17 protein-coding genes are annotated in these 15,588 nt (G+C 64.5%); 13 read left to right on the top strand and 4 right to left on the bottom strand.

Annotation, left to right across the window (positions count from 1 at the left end; translation table 11 throughout):
* Nucleotides 1–74: 74 nt before the first annotated feature.
* The gene (locus OKB87_RS08565; protein WP_270827145.1) at nucleotides 75–635 is read right to left on the bottom strand and encodes a peptide-methionine (S)-S-oxide reductase; all 561 of its coding nucleotides are present in this window, start codon (nucleotides 633–635) and stop codon (nucleotides 75–77) included.
* A gap of 51 nt (nucleotides 636–686) precedes the next feature.
* On the opposite strand from OKB87_RS08565, the gene OKB87_RS08570 reads away from it, so the two are divergent.
* The 8 genes from OKB87_RS08570 to mltB all read left to right on the top strand — a co-directional run bounded on the left by OKB87_RS08570 (nucleotide 687) and on the right by mltB (nucleotide 9,509).
* Nucleotides 687–1,361, top strand: a complete 675-nt coding sequence (locus tag OKB87_RS08570; RefSeq protein WP_270827146.1) for a DUF1499 domain-containing protein — start codon at nucleotides 687–689, stop codon at nucleotides 1,359–1,361.
* Between the two features lie 11 nt (nucleotides 1,362–1,372).
* Nucleotides 1,373–1,954: a carboxymuconolactone decarboxylase family protein gene (locus OKB87_RS08575; protein ID WP_270827147.1), complete on the top strand. Its 582-nt coding sequence runs from the start codon at nucleotides 1,373–1,375 to the stop codon at nucleotides 1,952–1,954.
* Nucleotides 1,954–4,107: an FAD-dependent oxidoreductase gene (locus OKB87_RS08580; RefSeq protein WP_270827148.1), complete on the top strand. Its 2,154-nt coding sequence runs from the start codon at nucleotides 1,954–1,956 to the stop codon at nucleotides 4,105–4,107. Before OKB87_RS08575 ends, OKB87_RS08580 begins: the two co-directional genes overlap by 1 nt.
* A 20-nt stretch (nucleotides 4,108–4,127) precedes the next feature.
* Nucleotides 4,128–5,312, top strand: coding sequence for an ABC transporter substrate-binding protein (locus OKB87_RS08585; protein WP_270827149.1), 1,185 nt, complete (start codon nucleotides 4,128–4,130; stop codon nucleotides 5,310–5,312).
* Complete coding sequence (locus tag OKB87_RS08590; RefSeq protein ID WP_270827150.1) at nucleotides 5,312–6,994, top strand: ABC transporter permease; 1,683 nt, start codon at nucleotides 5,312–5,314, stop codon at nucleotides 6,992–6,994. The genes OKB87_RS08585 and OKB87_RS08590 overlap by 1 nt, the downstream gene beginning before the upstream one ends.
* 23 nt (nucleotides 6,995–7,017) lie before the next feature.
* Nucleotides 7,018–7,656 carry an ATP-binding cassette domain-containing protein gene (locus OKB87_RS08595; protein ID WP_270827151.1) on the top strand — a complete coding sequence of 213 codons (639 nt, stop codon included), beginning with the start codon at nucleotides 7,018–7,020 and terminating at the stop codon, nucleotides 7,654–7,656.
* Between the two features lie 14 nt (nucleotides 7,657–7,670).
* Nucleotides 7,671–8,285, top strand: a complete 615-nt coding sequence (locus OKB87_RS08600; RefSeq protein WP_270827152.1) for a CDP-alcohol phosphatidyltransferase family protein — start codon at nucleotides 7,671–7,673, stop codon at nucleotides 8,283–8,285.
* Between the two features lie 132 nt (nucleotides 8,286–8,417).
* Nucleotides 8,418–9,509, top strand: coding sequence for a lytic murein transglycosylase B (gene mltB / locus OKB87_RS08605; protein WP_270827153.1), 1,092 nt, complete (start codon nucleotides 8,418–8,420; stop codon nucleotides 9,507–9,509).
* A gap of 45 nt (nucleotides 9,510–9,554) precedes the next feature.
* On the opposite strand, the gene OKB87_RS08610 is transcribed toward mltB, so the two are convergent.
* Entirely contained in the window at nucleotides 9,555–10,037 is a 483-nt protein-coding gene (locus OKB87_RS08610; protein ID WP_042066627.1) for a MarR family winged helix-turn-helix transcriptional regulator, read from the bottom strand.
* A 96-nt stretch (nucleotides 10,038–10,133) separates the two neighbouring features.
* Between OKB87_RS08610 and OKB87_RS08615 the strand changes: the two genes are divergently transcribed.
* Nucleotides 10,134–11,012: a DMT family transporter gene (locus OKB87_RS08615; RefSeq protein WP_270827154.1), complete on the top strand. Its 879-nt coding sequence runs from the start codon at nucleotides 10,134–10,136 to the stop codon at nucleotides 11,010–11,012.
* A gap of 84 nt (nucleotides 11,013–11,096) precedes the next feature.
* On the opposite strand, the gene pgm is transcribed toward OKB87_RS08615, so the two are convergent.
* Both pgm and seqA read right to left on the bottom strand, forming a co-directional pair.
* Nucleotides 11,097–12,746 (bottom strand): phosphoglucomutase (alpha-D-glucose-1,6-bisphosphate-dependent), encoded by a 1,650-nt coding sequence (gene pgm / locus OKB87_RS08620; protein ID WP_041216614.1) that lies wholly within the window; start codon nucleotides 12,744–12,746, stop codon nucleotides 11,097–11,099.
* A gap of 57 nt (nucleotides 12,747–12,803) precedes the next feature.
* Nucleotides 12,804–13,313, bottom strand: coding sequence for a replication initiation negative regulator SeqA (gene seqA / locus OKB87_RS08625; RefSeq protein ID WP_270798557.1), 510 nt, complete (start codon nucleotides 13,311–13,313; stop codon nucleotides 12,804–12,806).
* A gap of 292 nt (nucleotides 13,314–13,605) precedes the next feature.
* On the opposite strand from seqA, the gene OKB87_RS08630 reads away from it, so the two are divergent.
* From OKB87_RS08630 to fldA, 4 genes are read left to right on the top strand one after another with little or no spacing between them, the layout of a single operon-like run.
* On the top strand, nucleotides 13,606–14,370 hold the full coding sequence (locus tag OKB87_RS08630) for an alpha/beta fold hydrolase (protein ID WP_270827171.1): 765 nt from the start codon (nucleotides 13,606–13,608) through the stop codon (nucleotides 14,368–14,370).
* Nucleotides 14,371–14,425: 55 nt separating this feature from the next.
* Nucleotides 14,426–14,647, top strand: coding sequence for a DUF2788 domain-containing protein (locus tag OKB87_RS08635; RefSeq protein ID WP_011705431.1), 222 nt, complete (start codon nucleotides 14,426–14,428; stop codon nucleotides 14,645–14,647).
* 20 nt (nucleotides 14,648–14,667) lie between these two features.
* Entirely contained in the window at nucleotides 14,668–14,964 is a 297-nt protein-coding gene (gene ybfE, locus OKB87_RS08640; protein ID WP_011705430.1) for a LexA regulated protein, read from the top strand.
* 39 nt (nucleotides 14,965–15,003) lie between these two features.
* The gene (fldA, locus tag OKB87_RS08645; RefSeq protein WP_011705429.1) at nucleotides 15,004–15,528 is read left to right on the top strand and encodes a flavodoxin FldA; all 525 of its coding nucleotides are present in this window, start codon (nucleotides 15,004–15,006) and stop codon (nucleotides 15,526–15,528) included.
* Nucleotides 15,529–15,588 lie beyond the last annotated feature (60 nt).

Genomic DNA, 15,588 nt, shown 5'->3' on the forward strand with positions numbered 1-15,588 from the left:
ATTTAGGCGAATCAGAATTTATCTTAAAAACACAATATCAAGGTGCTCTACCGCAGCTGAATGCAAGACAAGGCTCAGGGCTCGGCGCTGAGCGCCACCGGCCAGCCACCGCAGCGGCGGGCATAGAAGCCAAAACGCCAGGGGTGGCGCGCCGCCCAGTCCTCCATCTCGGGCGCCGGCGTGAACCGGCTCTGCGGCCAGAGTGCAACCCGGCTCGGCCGCCCGTGCAGGGCCTGCCAGCGCGTCAGGCTCACCTGGGCCAAGCGCCACTGATAGTCATCCTTCGGCAGCAGGGCTGGCGCAAATGCCAGCCCCCGATTGCAATACTGGCCCTCGCCATCGCGCCCATCCACCAGCTGCCAGAACAGGTTGAGCAGATCGCCATACCCCACCTTGACCGGGTCATAGTCGATGCGCACCGCCTGGCGCCGCGGCGGCACTTCCCGCCAGCTCGACCCCGTCGCCGCCAGCTGACTCACGTAGCCCGGCTCCACCCGGCTGACCCCGGGCAGGGTCTCGTAGACGGCTTCGGCGCGCCACATGTCCCCCGCCGCCAGCACGGCGCTGTCCGCCCACAGCGGAACGCTTGGGAAAAGCAGCAGGATTGAGATAAATTTACTAACGTTATCAGTCAATTAAGTTTATCCTTCTGGGCACTTGTCCATCATAACCAGTGGATCCCCGTTATGCCCAGATATTTGTGGTGGCCGCTTCTGGCCTGGTTGCTGCCGCTCGCCGGCGCCCTCGGCAGCCGTGTTCACCTCTGGCCCTGGTGGCTGGGGTTTGCCATCTGCCTGCTCGGGGCCCTCGTCTCCCTCGTCTTGCTGGCTCGCCTGCCCTGGTCTCGCAATCGCTGCGCCAATGGCTGGGGCGCTGTTCCCCTGCTGTTGCCCCTCGCCTTCGTGGTGCAGGCGCTGCGCACGCCGCTGGTCAACGATGTGAGCACGGATCCCAACAACCCGCCCCATCTGCGCTGGGCCAGCGAGCTCAGAACGGCGCAGGATCTGCCGATTAATCCGGCCCCCTTGAAAGCAGTTGACGGCAAGCCCGGTCCTCTCTTTACCCATACCGCCCCCGAAGAGGTGGTTATCGAGGCTGAGGAGCTGATGCAGGAGCTGGGCTGGCAGGTACGACCAAGCCCGGATGGCCTCGAGGCGGTGGTCACCACCGGCTGGTTCGGTTTTCAGGATGACGTGGCGCTGCGGGTCTTTGCCGGCCCCAAGGAGACCCGCATCGACATGCGCTCCGCCTCCCGTCAGGGGCAGAGCGACCTGGGCACCAACCGGGCCCGCATAGAGGAGTTTCTGATCCGCCTCAACGAGCGGCTGGGTCAGGCCTACAAACCCAATTTGAAGCAATAAGAAGGTCATCCATGCGCGTCGAGGTGAAAGCCGACCGGGAATATGCCTGGTTCATCCGCCCCTTTTTCTGGCTGCAACAGCGCAACTACGGCCAGGTGCTCATTCCGGGCAAGTGCTGGGGCCGCTCGCCGCGCCTGTTTGCCGCCGTCGCCACCCTCTATGGCGTCATCAACCGCAAGCGCTCCCCCATCGACCCCGTGCTGCGCTCCCTGGTGACGGTGCGGGTCTCCCAGCTCAACTGGTGCCGCTTTTGTGTCGACATCAACGCCATGACCCTCATCAAGCGGGCGGGCTCCAGCGAGAAGGTAGAGGCGCTCGCCAACTGGCGCGAAAGCCCCTTGTTCGATGAGCGTGAGCGGGCCGTGCTCGACTACACAGAGGCGATGACGGGGCTTGATGGAGTCAGCGATGAGCAGGCTGCCCGCCTCAAGCCCTGGTTCGACGACGACGCCATGGTGGAGCTCACCGGCCTCATCGCCTTCCAGAACATGTCGGCCAAGTTCAACGCCGCCCTCGATATCGCCCCGCAGGGTTTCTGCCAGCTGCCGGTGCAGCCCGAGCGGCCAACCCAACCGGATAACAAGGACGCCTGATGAGCGGCTCCCGCCTGCTGCTGGTGCTGGTGATGGGCTGCCTCATCGGCGCCTTTTTCGCCTTCGACCTTGGTCACTACCTGAGCCTGCCCCAGCTGCAGGCCCGTCAGGCCGAGCTGGCCGCCCTGGTCGACCGCCATTTCGTCAGCGCCGCCCTGCTGTTCGTCGCCGTCTACGTGGTGAGCACCGCCCTCTCCCTGCCCGGCGCCAGCCTGCTCACCCTGGCAGGCAGCGCCGTGTTCGGCGTTGCCTGGGGACTGCTGCTGGTCTCCTTTGCCAGCAGCATTGGCGCGACCCTGGCCTTTCTCAGCGCCCGCTTTCTGCTGCGCGACGGGGTCGAGCGGCGCTTTGGCGACAAGCTGGCCAGCTTGCAGGCCGGCATGAAGAAAGAGGGGGCGCTTTATCTGCTGAGCCTGCGCCTCATCCCCATCTTCCCCTTCTTTCTGGTCAACCTGCTGATGGGGCTCACCCCCATCAGAGTCAGCACCTACTACTGGGTGAGCCAGCTTGGCATGCTGCCCGGCACCTTCGTCTACGTGCTGGCGGGCAGCGAGCTTGCCAACCTCACCAGCACCGGCAATATCCTCTCCCCCGGCCTGATGGTGGCGCTGACCCTGCTCGGCCTGATGCCGATGCTGCTCAAGGGCCTGCAGCGGCGCCTCGCTCTGCATCGGTTGCACGCCCCCTACCGCAAGCCAAAGCACTATGACTACAACCTGCTGGTGATTGGCGCCGGCGCCGGCGGCCTGGTGACCAGCTATATCGCTGCGGCGGTGAAGGCCAAGGTGGTGCTCATCGAGAAGCACAAGATGGGGGGCGATTGCCTCAACAGCGGCTGCGTCCCCTCCAAGGCGCTGATCCGAAGTGCACGCTTTGCCGCCGAGCAGCGCCGGGCCAGTGAACTGGGCTTTGGTCCAAGCCAGGCCTGCGCCGATTTCGCCGCCGTGATGGAGCGGGTCGCCCGCGTTATCAAGGAGGTCGAACCCCACGACTCCATCGAGCGCTATCAGGGGCTGGGAGTGGAGTGTATCGAAGGGGAGGCAAAGCTTGTCTCCCCCTGGGAGGTGGAGGTGAACGGCCAGCGCCTTGCCAGCCGCCATATCGTTATCGCCACCGGCGCCCGGCCGCTGGTGCCCACGCTGCCGGGCCTTGAGCAGGTGCCTTGGCTCACCTCCGACACCCTCTGGCAACTGCGCACCGCACCGCGCCAGCTGCTGGTGCTGGGCGGCGGCCCCATCGGCTGCGAGCTGGCCCAGAGTTTTGCCCTGCTTGGGGTGCCCGTTACCCTGGTGGAACTCTCGGATCAGCTGCTGCCCCGCGAAGAGCGGGAGGTGGCCGCGCTGCTGGCGGAGCAGCTGGCCCGCGACGGCGTGCGGGTACTCACCGGCTGGCGCGCCGAGCGAGCCGACTATCTGCCTGCGGCTGAGGAACATCTGCCCATCCGGCTGCAACTGTGCCGGGGCGACGAGACGCAAATCATTGCAGGGGATCAACTGCTGCTGGCGCTGGGCCGGGTCGCCAACGTCAGCGGCTTCGGACTCGAAGCGCTGGGGGTGGAGCTGACGCCGCGCGGCACTGTGGCGGTCGATGGCTTCCTCGCTACCAACTACCCCAGCATTCTGGCGGTGGGGGACGTAGCGGGCCCTTACCAGCTCACCCATGCCGCCGCCCATCAGGGCTGGTACGCCGCAATCAATGCCCTGTTCAGCCCGTTCAAGCGCTTTCGGGCCGACTATCGGGTCATGCCGGCCGCCATCTACACCACGCCAGAAATCGCCCGGGTCGGCCTCAATCAGAAAGAGGCCAGGGCGCATGGCATCCCCTTCGAGCTGACCCGCTTCGAGCTGGCCGAGCTGGACAGGGCCATCGCCGACGGTGAGCGTCAGGGCTTTATCGAGGTGCTCACCGTGCCCGGCAAGGATCAGATCCTGGGAGCCACCCTGGTGGGCTCTCACGCAGGCGAGCGGATCGCCGAATTCGTGCTCGCCATGCGCCACCGACTGGGGCTTGGCAAGATCCTCGCCACCATTCACGCCTACCCCACCCTGATGGAGGGGAACAAGTATCTGGCGGGCGAGTGGCGACGGGCCCGTCAGCCCGCTACCCTGCTGGCGCTGCTGACCCGTTATCACCGCTGGCGCCGCGGCGCCTGACCCAACTCCAGGTAACCCAGATGCGACACTCATTGCCCTCGTTCAAACAACTGTTGCGCACCCTGCCTCTGCTGGCAGGCAGCCTTCTCTTCACTCAGGCCAACGCCGCCGACAACCCGCAGTGGCAGCAGACCCTCGAGGAGGCCAAGGGGCAGACCGTCTACTTCAACGCCTGGGGCGGCAGCCCGGAGATCAACGCCTATCTGGTGTGGGCCGGCCAGGAGCTGGCGCGCGAATACCAGGTCAAACTGGTGCAGGTGAAGGTGGACGACATCGCCCAGAGCGTCAGCCAGCTGCTGGCCAACAAGCAGGCGGGCAAGCGCAGTGGCGGCCCCATCGACCTGCTCTGGGTCAACGGCGAGAACTTCAAGGCGCTCAAGGAGCAGGGGCTGCTCGGCGCCCCCTTTACCCGGGAGCTGCCCAACATGGCACTGGTAGACAACAGCCTGCCGGTGAGTGAGGACTTCACCGTGCCGGTGGAGGGACTGGAAGCCCCCTGGGGCATCGGCCAGCTCAACCTGATGGTCAACGGCGAAGAGGTCAAACAGTTGCCCACCTCGGCGGCGGCCCTGCTCGCCTGGACCAAGGCCCACCCCGGCCGCTTCACCTATCCCAAGCCGCCCCAGTTTCACGGCTCCAGCTTCCTCAAGCAGATCTTGCTGGAGCTGACGCCGGACCCCGCCCCCCTCTATCGGGAGGCGACCGAGAGCGATTTTGCCAGGGTTACCGCCCCGCTCTGGGCCTGGCTGGATGAGTTGCACCCGACACTCTGGCGCAAGGGCAAGCTGTTCCCCACCAGCGCCGCCGAGACCCGCCAGCTGCTCGATGACGGCGAGCTGGCGATGGCCATCAGCTTCAACCCGCAGGAAGCGCAGAGCGCGGTACAAAATGGCACCCTGCCCCCCAGCGTGATGGCGGTGGCCATGGCGAAAGGGGCGCTCACCAACAGCCACTTCCTCGCCATCCCCTTCAATGCCAACGCCCGCGCCGGCGCCAAGGTGGTCGCCAACTTCCTGCTAAGCCCAGCCGCCCAGGCGCGCAAGGCCGAGCCCGCCTTCTGGGGCGATCCCAGCGTGCTGCGGGCCGATACCCTGCCCGCCACCCAGCAGCCGGTGCCGGCGCTGCGCTTCAAGGCGGTGGCCGAACCCCACCCCAGCTGGCAGCTCAGGCTCGAAGCGGCCTGGGCCGAGCGCTACGGTCACTGATGAGCCGGTTCGGCCGCTCTTTGCTTGATTGGCGCCCCCTGTTCACTGCCGGGTGCGCCTTGGTTTTTGGTCTCCCGCTGCTGGCGGGGGGCTGGCAACTGCTGGCTGAGGGGTTGACCCGACCCCACCTGCAATTGCTGCTGGCCCAGCCGGGCCTGTGGCACTCGGCACTGCTGAGCCTGTGGATTGCCGCCGCCTCGACCCTGGCCAGCCTGCTGCTGACCGCCCTGCTGCTGGCCCACAGCGACAGCCGGGCCGTCGGTTGGCTGCGCCGGCTGCTCTCGCCCTTGCTGGCGCTGCCCCACGTCGCCTTTGCCATCGGCTTTGCCTTTCTGCTCGCCCCCTCCGGCTGGTTGCTGCGCCTGCTCTCGCCGACCCTCACCGGGTTCGCGCTGCCCCCCGACTGGCAGACCCTGCGCGATCCCGCCGGGCTTGGGCTGATCTTCGCACTGATCTTCAAGGAGACCCCCTTCCTGCTGCTGATGGCGCTCGGCGCGCAAGACCCCGCCAGGGCGGCGCGCCAGCAGTGGCTGGGGGCGAGCCTCGGCTTCAGCCCCCCCCAGATCTGGTGGCGCCTGCTGCTGCCGGCGCTGTGGCCCGCCCTGCGCCTGCCCCTCTATGCGGTAGCCGCCTACGGGGTGGCGGTGGTGGATCTGGCCCAGCTGCTCGGGCCCGATGCCCCCGCTCCGCTGGCTGTGCGCCTGTGGCTCTGGTATCAGGACCCGGATCTGGTCTGGCGCGGCGCCACCGCCAGCGGCGCCCTGTTGCTGCTCGCCATCACGGCGCTGTTGCTGGCTCTGCTGCGGCTGCTGGAGCTGGCCCATCGAACCCTTGGCAAACCCGGCTGGCTCGATGGCCGGCGAGCAAACCCAAGCGCTCTTGGCCGCGCCCTTGCCACCGGCAGCGTGGCGACCCTGATTGCCCTCAATCTGGCGGTGCTGGGGGCCTTGCTGATCTGGTCGCTGGCCCGACGCTGGCCCTTTCCCGCCCTCTGGCCGAGCCAGTGGAGCGGCCGTTATTGGCTCGACCTGTTGCCGACCCTGTCGCCGCTGCTGGCCACCAGCATCCTGCTGGCGCTGGCAAGCGGGGCGATAGGGCTGGCGATGGCCGTGCTGAGTCTGGAGACGCAGGCGGGCCGCCGCCCCTGGCCGCTCTGGCTCATCTGCCTGCCACTGCTGCTGCCGCAGGCCAGCCTGCTGTTCGGTATCCGGCTCGGGGTGGACTGGTTCAGCCTCGGGGGGGGGGGCGATGGCATCGGCTGGGGCTGGGGCTGGGTGCTCTGGAGCCAGCTGCTGTTTGTCTCTCCCTATGTCTATCTCTGCCTGCACGGCCCCTATCGCCAGTTCGACCCGCGGATCACCCAGAGCGCCCTGCTGCTGGGGGCAACGCCATGGCGAGCCTGGTGGCAGGTCAAAGCGCCACTGCTGGCACGCCCGCTACTGTTTGCCTTTGCGGTAGGGACTGCGGTGAGTTTGGCCCAATACCTGCCGACCCTGCTGTTTGGCGCAGGCCGGGTCGCCACCATCACCACCGAAGCGGTGGCCATCGGCAGCGGTCTCAACCGGCGGCTGGCGGGCCTCTACGGCCTGCTGCAACTACTGCTGCCGCTCGTTATCTATCTGCTGGCGCTCTGGCTGCCGGCCCGACTCAATCCGGCGCTCAATGGGGGCGGCTCACGATGAACTCTCAAGATGGAAATAGCCATATGCTGAGCACCACGCCTCTTCGCCTCTATCTGGAGGAAAACCTGCTGCTCTCGCTGCCCGCCCTGCAGGTAGCGCCGGGCGAGGTATTGACCCTGATGGGGCCCAGCGGCTGTGGCAAGAGCTCGCTGTTGGCGGCGCTGGCGGGGGTGCTGCCCGCAAGCAGCCCGCTCCGGCTGGAGGGGGACGTGACCCTTGGCGAGCGCCGGCTCACCCAGCTGCCGCCCCAGGCGCGGCGCATCGGCATGCTGTTTCAGGATGATCTGCTGTTCGACCACCTGACGGTGGCGGAGAACCTGATGTTCGGCATGCCGGCCAGCGTGAAGGGGCACCGGGCGCGGCGGGAAAAGGCGGTGGCCGCGCTGGCGCAGGTCGCGCTGGCGGATCAGGCAGACAAACTGCCGGGGGCGCTCTCCGGCGGCCAGAAGGCTCGCGTCAGCCTGTTGCGGGCCCTGCTGGCCGAGCCCGAGGCATTGTTGTTGGACGAACCCTTCTCCCGTCTCGACAAGCCGTTGCGGGCCGCCTTTCGCGAGCTGGTGTTCGCGCAGATCAAGGCACTGGCCATCCCCGCCATGCTGGTGACCCACGACGAAGACGACGCGCCGGGCACCATACTCCAGCTCACCGCATCCTGTTTTTGACCGAGGAGTTCACCTTGTTTGACCGCCACCTGATCCCCGTTATCCGCAGCCCCCTCACTCGGCTCGCCAAACCGCTCTGCCGTGCCGGGATCAGCGCCAACCAGATAAGCCTCACCGGCTTTGCCATCGGCATGCTGGCGCTGCCGCTGCTGGCCTTTGGCTGCTATTCATGGGCACTCACGGCCATCCTGCTCAACCGGCTGCTGGACGGACTCGATGGCGCCGTGGCGCGGGAAACCGGCATCACCGACTGCGGCGGCTTTCTCGACATCACGCTGGATTTCATCTTCTACGCCGCCGTGGTGCTGGGCTTTGCCCTTGCCGCCCCCGCCAATGCGCTGCCCGCAGCCACCCTGCTGTTTGCCTTTATGGGCACAGGGTCGAGCTTTCTGGCGTTTGCCATCATGGCGGGCAAGCGGGGCATCGACAATCCGGTCTACCACCACAAGTCCCTCTACTATCTGGGCGGCCTCACCGAGGGGAGCGAGACCATCGCCCTGTTCGTGCTGATGTGCCTGTGGCCTGCGGCCTTCGCCCCGCTCGCCTACGGCTTTGCCCTGCTCTGTGCCATCACCACCCTGACCCGGCTCTGGAGCGGTTACCACACGCTACGTCCCCACCAGCGCTAACCAGTGCAGCCCTCACCGGAGGGTTAATCCATCACGCGATGAATTGGCAATGGGTGCGGCGCACGGAACACTTGCGCCCGGATGACAATGTTTTACCATGGCGGCACTTTTATCAGTCTCCTTGAGAACCCTATGCGTCGCCTTGCCTCTCTTCTCACTCTGTCGTTGTTTCCTCTGCTCGGTGGCTGCAGCAGCACGCCGGCTGCCAAGCCCGTGGTCGTCCCCCAACCCAAGAGCGCCTTCATCAACCAGACGCCGTCGCGCAGCCCCGTTTACAGCCAGGGGGTGAGCAAAGGGGACTTCGCCAATCGCACCAATGTGGACAGATTCGTCCAGAAGATGGTCGAGAAGCACGGTTTTGACAGCACCCAGCTCCATCAGGTGCTGGCGCAGGCAGAGCGCTACGACTGGATCATCCGTCTGATGGATGCCCAAGCGCCGACCACCGCCAAGCCCACCGGCCCGACCGGCGCCTGGAACCGCTACCGCGCCAAGTTCATCACCCCGGACAACGTACAGAACGGCGTCAACTTCTGGCGCGAATACGCAAGCGAACTCAATCGGGCGGAGCAGATCTACGGAGTGCCGCCCGAGATCATCGTCGGCATCATCGGGGTGGAGACCCGCTGGGGCCGGGTGATGGGCAAGACCCGCATCCTGGATGCGCTGGCGACCCTGGCGTTCGACTATCCGCGCCGGGCCGAGTTCTTCACCAGCGAGCTGGAATCCTTCCTGGTGATGACCCGCGACGAGGGGATGGATCCCACCGAACCCAAGGGCTCCTACGCCGGCGCCATGGGCTACGGCCAGTTCATGCCCTCCAGCTTCCAGCGCTACGCGGTGGACTTCAACGGCAACGGCCACACCAACCTGTGGGATCCGGTGGATGCCATCGGCAGCGTGGCCAACTACTTCAAGGCCCACGGCTGGGAGAAGGGACAGCCGGTGGCGGTGCGCGGTCAGGGCCAGCTGCCCGGCTACGAGCACGGTTTCCAGACCCGCTACCCGGTCGCCTCCCTGCGCCGCGCCGGGCTGACCCCCACCAGCCCTCTTGGCAACCACAGCGAGGCGAGCCTGCTGCGCCTGGATGTGGGCACCGGCTATCAGTACTGGTACGGCCTGCCCAACTTCTACACCATCACCCGCTACAACCACAGCACCCACTACGCCATGGCGGTGTGGCAGCTGGGACTGGCGGTGAAGGATGCCCGCAGCGGTTACTGATCCAAAACTTGGCAATACCAAAAACGGGCCCGCGGGCCCGTTTTTTTATTCGTTTTCCAGCAGCCAGCGTTTGAGCAGGGCGGCCAGCTGCTCCTGCTCGGCCGGGGTCAATGGGGCCAGCAGGCGCCGCTCGTTGGCCACGTGCCGCTCCACCGCCCGATCAACCATTTCGCGGCCCGCGTCTGTCAGACAGACCAACAGGCTACGCCGATCGCTCGGGGCGGCCTGGCGTTCGACCAAGCCTCGCTCTGCCAGTTTGTCGAGCCGGGCGGTCATGGCCCCCGAGCTCAACATGGCGGATTGATAGAGCACGGTCGGGGTAAGCGGTTCGCCGGCCCGGCGCAGGGTCGCCAGAATGTCGAAGTCACTGCCTAGCAGGCCGCACTCCTTGAGCTCCTCGCTCACCTCCCGTCCGGCGATCGCCGCCATTCGCGCCACCCGTCCCAGCACGCCCATGGGAGAGCAGTCGAGATCCGGTCGCTGCCGGGCCCACTGGGCCAGCAGCAGGTCTACATGATCTGATTCCATCTTCGGCCACTTATCTTTTTATCGAGATACTTGATGGTAAACCAATTTGAGGCTAATTTATCTTTACTTAAAGATACTTCATAAAGAGACAAGTTCATGCCCATGCTGATCGCCCTGCTGGCCCCCCTGCTCTGGGGCAGCACCTATGCCGTCGTCAGCCTTTATCTGACCGACTACTCCCCCTACTGGGTGGCGGTGTGGCGGGCGTTGCCGGCCGGGTTGCTCCTGTTGCTGGTACGCCCGCGTCTGCCGCCCCTGCCCTGGGGCAAACAGTGTCTGCTGGCGTTTTGCAACATCGCCGCGTTTTTTGCTCTGCTGTTCGTGGCCGCCTTCCGGCTGCCAGGGGCCGTGGCGGGCACCCTGGGTGCCACCCTGCCGCTGGTCCTGATGTTGCTGGCCTGGCTGCAGGATGGCGTCAGGCCGTCCCTGAAATGGCTGCTGGGCCTGATGGGGCTGGTTGGAGTCTTGCTGCTGCTCAACCCTTCCGCCAATCTGGACCCTGTCGGCGTGACCTGCGCCCTGCTGGCGACCCTGCTCATCGGCCAGTCCAGCCGCTGGATGCAGCGCTGGCCGGTGAGCGATCTGCTGGCGCTGACCGCCTGGCAACTGCTGCTGGGCGGCCTGATGCTGATCCCGCTCGCCTGGTGGCTGGCCGGCCCCATGCCGCTGCCGCTGCCGGCAAGCGCTCCCGGCCTGCTTTGGCTGATCCTGCTCAACACGGCGCTGGCCTACTGGGCCTGGCTGTGGGGGCTCAAGCGCCACGGCCCGGAGGTGATGGGCATGCTGGCCCTCACCAACCCCATGGTGGCGGTCTCCTGCGGCGTGCTGATGGTGGGGGAAACGTTGGATGCTCGCCAATGGCTCGGCATCGGGGTGATCCTGCTCTCTCTCTTCCTGATGAAGCTGCCGGCCCGCCCCTTCTTCAAGCGCTGGCAGGCCCGCCGGGCGAGCACCGGCCAGTGCGGCAGGCCGTGAGCACAAACCATCCAGCTCAAGCGAAATAAAAAAGAGGAGCCATCAAGGCTCCTCTTTCACATTCCGCAGGTGTTTGAGTCGAACTCAGACCCCGGCCTTGGCCAAGGCGGCGGAGACGATCTGCTGGGCTTCCTGCTGGATGAGGTCCAGGTGCGCCTCGCCCTTGAAGCTCTCCATGTAGATCTTGTAGATGGACTCAGTGCCGGAGGGGCGCGCCGCGAACCAGCCGTTCTCGGTCACCACCTTGAGGCCGCCGATGGCGGCATCGTTGCCCGGCGCCTTGGTCAGCTTGGCGACGATGGGCTCACCGGCTAGGGTGGAGGCTTCCACCAGCGCCGGATCCAGCTTGGAGAGCACCGCCTTCTGGGCGCTGTTGGCCGGGGCATCGATGCGACGATAGCTGGAGCGACCGAACTTGGCTTCCAGCGCGTCGTAGTGGGCCTGCGGATCCTTGCCGGTCACCGCCAGAATTTCCGCTGCCAGCAGCGCTAGGATGAAGCCATCCTTGTCGGTGGTCCAGACGGTGCCGTCTTTGCGCAGGAAGGAGGCGCCCGCGCTCTCCTCGCCGCCAAAGCCGAACTCGCCGCTATAGAGGCCATCCACGAACCACTTGAAGCCGACCGGCACCTCTTTGAGGGTGCGGCCAATCTCGCCGGCAACCCGGTCGATCATGGAGGAAGAGACCAGCGTCTTGCCGACCGCAGACTCTTTGGACCAGCCGGTACGATGGGTAAACAGATACTGGATTGCCACCGCCAAGTAGTGGTTCGGGTTCATCAGGCCAGACTTGGTAACGATGCCGTGACGGTCGTAGTCAGGGTCGTTGCCAAGGGCGATGTCGAACTTGTCCTTGAGGGCAATCAGGCTGGCCATGGCAAACGGGCTGGAGCAGTCCATCCGGATCTTGCCGTCTTTATCCAGGGTCATGAAGGAGAAGGTCGGGTCGACCTTGTAGTTCACCACCTCGATGTTCAGACCATAGGTCTTGGCGATGACGTCCCAGTAGGCGACGCCGGAGCCGCCCAGCGGATCGACACCGATCTTGATGCCGGCCTGCTTGATGGCCTCCATGTCCAGCACGTTCTTCAGGTCATCCACATAGGGAGTCACATAGTCGTGCAGGGCCACGAACGGGCTCTTGAGGGCCTCGGCGAACGGCATGCGCTTCACGCCGGCCAGACCCGCTTCCAGAATCGCGTTGGCGCGATCCTCCACCCACTTGGTGATCTCCCCTTCAGCGGGGCCGCCGTGGGGCGGGTTGTATTTGAAGCCACCGTCTTCCGGCGGGTTGTGGGACGGGGTGATCACCACGCCATCGGCACGGGCAGCCGGTTTGCCCGCGTTGTGGCGCAGGATGGCGTGAGAGATGACCGGGGTCGGCGTGAAGCCGAGGCCGGCCTGAATGCGGGTCTCGACGCCGTTGGCCGCCAGCACTTCCACCGCACTGGCAAAGGCGGATTCAGACAGGGCGTGGGTATCCATGCCGACAAACAGCGGGCCCGTGATGCCGGCCTGCTGGCGATACTCCACCAGCGCCTGGGTCACCGCCAGGATGTGGGATTCAGTGAAGGCATTGTGCAGGGCGCTGCCGCGGTGGCCGGAGGTGCCGAAGGCAACCCGCTGCTCGGGACGACTCATGTCCGGCTTGTTGAGGTAGTAGGCGCTGACCAGACGGGGGATGTTGGTCAGGTCGCTCAAACGGGCCGGCTGACCGGCGTGGGAATGCTGTGCCATGGCGTTGTCCTTGCTTGATGGCGGCCTTGCCCGGCAAGGCCTGAGTCTGATGAACCGTTAAATTGCGCCGCACACCCGGGCGATCACCTCGTCGCCATACCCCATGCTGGTCATCAGCTGGGCCACCATGTTTTGCTTGCGACTGGTGTTGGTATTGGTGATCACCCAGAACGGGGTCTCCGGCACCGGCTTGGGCTTGGTGGTGCTGCCGCTGGCGCGCAGGGCATCGGGATCCCGCGAGAAATAGACGCGCTTGCGCCCCTTGATTTCGGTGGCCTGGGTAAACCCGACCGGGTCATCCCGGTAGAGGGTACTGAGCACCTGCATGAAGCGGTTGATAGACTTCTCTTCTTTTTGCAGCTCGCCAGAGTCGAGCAGCGCCTCCAGCCCCATGGCATCGGCCACAGTGTGCGGCTGGGCCGTCGTCACCGGCTCGGCAACCGGGGCTGCCTGGTTGGCGGGCTGTTCCAGCAGGCGGCGCAGGATATCGGAGGCACTCTCGCCGATGTGCCGGGTCTGGCTGGCGATATAGAAGTAGAGATCGTCATCAAGCTCGATGGTTTTCATAGGGATGCGCTGGACTCGTCGAAATTCGGATGCGGCGATTATACATAGGCAAACCCGGCAGCCCAAGCAAGGGGCGGACAGATGTGCATGAATCTCATCGAGAATACGGCATAATAGCGGGCCAAGTGTGTGATCCGTCGCACTGATAGCCGATCTGGCAGACTTTTTTTAGAAAAAAAACCACACTTTTTTGCTCCACAATGAGTGAAATCCTTTTCTTTCCAGTGTGTTAAATCACAACGTGCAACGCACTCACGACCGACAAGGTGTCATTTTGCAACAAAACCCATTATTGAACTTCAAGGAGCAGGGCCAGGGCCAGCCCGTCGTGCTGATCCACGGGCTGTTTGGCAACCTCGACAACCTCGGCCTGCTGGCGCGCCCGCTGAGCGAACAATACCGGGTCATCAGCGTCGATCTGCGCAACCACGGCGCCTCCTTTCACTCCGATGAGATGAGCTACCCGGCCCAGGCCGCCGATCTGCTCGCCCTGCTGGATCGGCTCGGGCTTGAGCAGGTAGCCATCGTGGGTCACTCCATGGGGGGCAAGGTGGGCATGCAGCTGGCCAAGCTCGCGCCAACGCGCGTTGCCAAGCTGGTGGTGGCCGATATCGCGCCGGTCGCCTACCCCCACGCCCGCCACCAGAATGTGTTCGCCGGCCTCAACGCCACCCTCGAACAGGTTCCGCAAAGCCGCAGCGAGGCGGAAACCATCCTGGCGCAGCACATCGAGATAGCCGGCGTGCGCCAGTTCCTGCTCAAGTCGTTTGCCAAAGCCGGGCACGGCTGGGGCTGGCGTTTCAACGTCCCGGCCCTTGAGCGCAACTACGGCAACATCATGGGCTGGCCCGATGCACAGAGCCGCTTCGAGGGCCCTGCGCTCTTCATCAAGGGGGGGGATTCCGACTACATGCAGCCCGAGCATACCGAGACGGTGATGGCACAATTCCCCGCCGCCAAGGCCCGGGTCATCGCTGGTACAGGTCACTGGCTGCACGCGGAAAAGCCGGTTTTGTTCAACAAACTGGTTGTGGATTTCCTGTCGACAGGCGGTTAACAGTTTCAAATCCTTTGTGATATAGTGCGCCCGTCATAAGGAGTGTGCGCAATCCATGCTAAGTGAACATATCGACCTGATTGAGAGTCTGGGCCTGAAGTTATTCTTTGTGGCCATTTTCGTATTGATTGGCCTGGCCATTCAGGACGTGCTCAAACGCGGCAACGTGCCCCGTTTTGGCCGACTCATCGTCTGGTTGGTACTCTTCCTGGGTTGTGCAGGTTTTGTCGCCAAGGGGCTGATCGAACTGGGCTGGGAAGGCTCAGGCATCGGCTAACTTATTTTCATCTGTGATGTATGGCCAAACAGCAAACTGATCGAACAACACTGGATCTGTTCGCAAATGAGAAGCGCCCCGGCAGGCCAAAGACCAACCCACTCCCCCGCGAGACCCAGCTCAAGATCAACAAGCGCAACCAGCTCAAGCGCGATCGGGAGAACGGTTTGAAGCGGGTAGAGTTAAAGGTGGAGGCCGAGTTGCTGGAACGCCTGAACCAACTTGCGTTACAACAGAACGTCAGCCGAGCCGAGCTGATCCAATCTATCCTGAAGCAACAGATTGAGTCTGCACATGCTGCAGGCATCACAATCTGACCGTTAAGCATTAACACCAGATACGGGTAACTAAACACTATGGCTAGTGTAGGTCTGTTTTTCGGCAGCGATACCGGTAATACCGAAGCTGTCGCCAAGATGATCCAGAAAGAACTGGGCAAACAACTGATTGAAGTCCGTGACATTGCCAAGAGCAGCAAGGCCGACATCGACAGCTTCGATCTGCTGATGTTCGGTATCCCGACTTGGTACTATGGCGAAGCCCAGGCCGACTGGGACGACTTCTTCCCCGAGCTGGAAGAGATCGACTTCACCAACAAGCTGGTCGCCATCTTCGGATGCGGCGATCAGGAAGACTATGCCGAGTACTTCCTCGACGCCATGGGCACCCTGCGTGACATCGTCGAAGCCAAAGGCGCCATCGTCATCGGCAACTGGCCAACCGCCGGCTACGAATTCGAAGCCTCCAAGGCACTGGTGGACGACAAGCACTTCGTCGGTCTGGGCATCGACGAAGATCGCCAGCCGGAGCTAACCGCCGAGCGCGTCAAGGGCTGGTGCAAGCAGCTGCACGAAGAGATGTGCCTGGCCGAGCTGGAGTGATCCGCGCTCGCCAGCCTCTCTGACAACAAGGGCCCCGCGGGGCCCTTGTTGTTTTCTGGC

This window comes from Aeromonas sp. Y318-1 (assembly GCF_027706125.1).
Classification (GTDB): domain Bacteria; phylum Pseudomonadota; class Gammaproteobacteria; order Enterobacterales; family Aeromonadaceae; genus Aeromonas; species Aeromonas hydrophila.

Bases quoted from the DNA above. Each gene is read 5' to 3' on its own strand.
- OKB87_RS08570 (WP_270827146.1), top strand. From the start codon at position 687: ATGCCCAGATATTTGTGGTGGCCGCTTCTGGCCTGGTTGCTGCCGCTC.
- OKB87_RS08575 (WP_270827147.1), top strand. From the start codon at position 1,373: ATGCGCGTCGAGGTGAAAGCCGACCGGGAATATGCCTGGTTCATCCGC.
- OKB87_RS08580 (WP_270827148.1), top strand. From the start codon at position 1,954: ATGAGCGGCTCCCGCCTGCTGCTGGTGCTGGTGATGGGCTGCCTCATC.
- OKB87_RS08585 (WP_270827149.1), top strand. From the start codon at position 4,128: ATGCGACACTCATTGCCCTCGTTCAAACAACTGTTGCGCACCCTGCCT.
- OKB87_RS08590 (WP_270827150.1), top strand. From the start codon at position 5,312: ATGAGCCGGTTCGGCCGCTCTTTGCTTGATTGGCGCCCCCTGTTCACT.
- OKB87_RS08595 (WP_270827151.1), top strand. From the start codon at position 7,018: ATGCTGAGCACCACGCCTCTTCGCCTCTATCTGGAGGAAAACCTGCTG.
- mltB (WP_270827153.1), top strand. From the start codon at position 8,418: ATGCGTCGCCTTGCCTCTCTTCTCACTCTGTCGTTGTTTCCTCTGCTC.
- OKB87_RS08610 (WP_042066627.1), bottom strand. From the start codon at position 10,037: ATGGAATCAGATCATGTAGACCTGCTGCTGGCCCAGTGGGCCCGGCAG.
- OKB87_RS08615 (WP_270827154.1), top strand. From the start codon at position 10,134: ATGCCCATGCTGATCGCCCTGCTGGCCCCCCTGCTCTGGGGCAGCACC.
- pgm (WP_041216614.1), bottom strand. From the start codon at position 12,746: ATGGCACAGCATTCCCACGCCGGTCAGCCGGCCCGTTTGAGCGACCTG.
- seqA (WP_270798557.1), bottom strand. From the start codon at position 13,313: ATGAAAACCATCGAGCTTGATGACGATCTCTACTTCTATATCGCCAGC.
- OKB87_RS08635 (WP_011705431.1), top strand. From the start codon at position 14,426: ATGCTAAGTGAACATATCGACCTGATTGAGAGTCTGGGCCTGAAGTTA.
- ybfE (WP_011705430.1), top strand. From the start codon at position 14,668: ATGGCCAAACAGCAAACTGATCGAACAACACTGGATCTGTTCGCAAAT.
- fldA (WP_011705429.1), top strand. From the start codon at position 15,004: ATGGCTAGTGTAGGTCTGTTTTTCGGCAGCGATACCGGTAATACCGAA.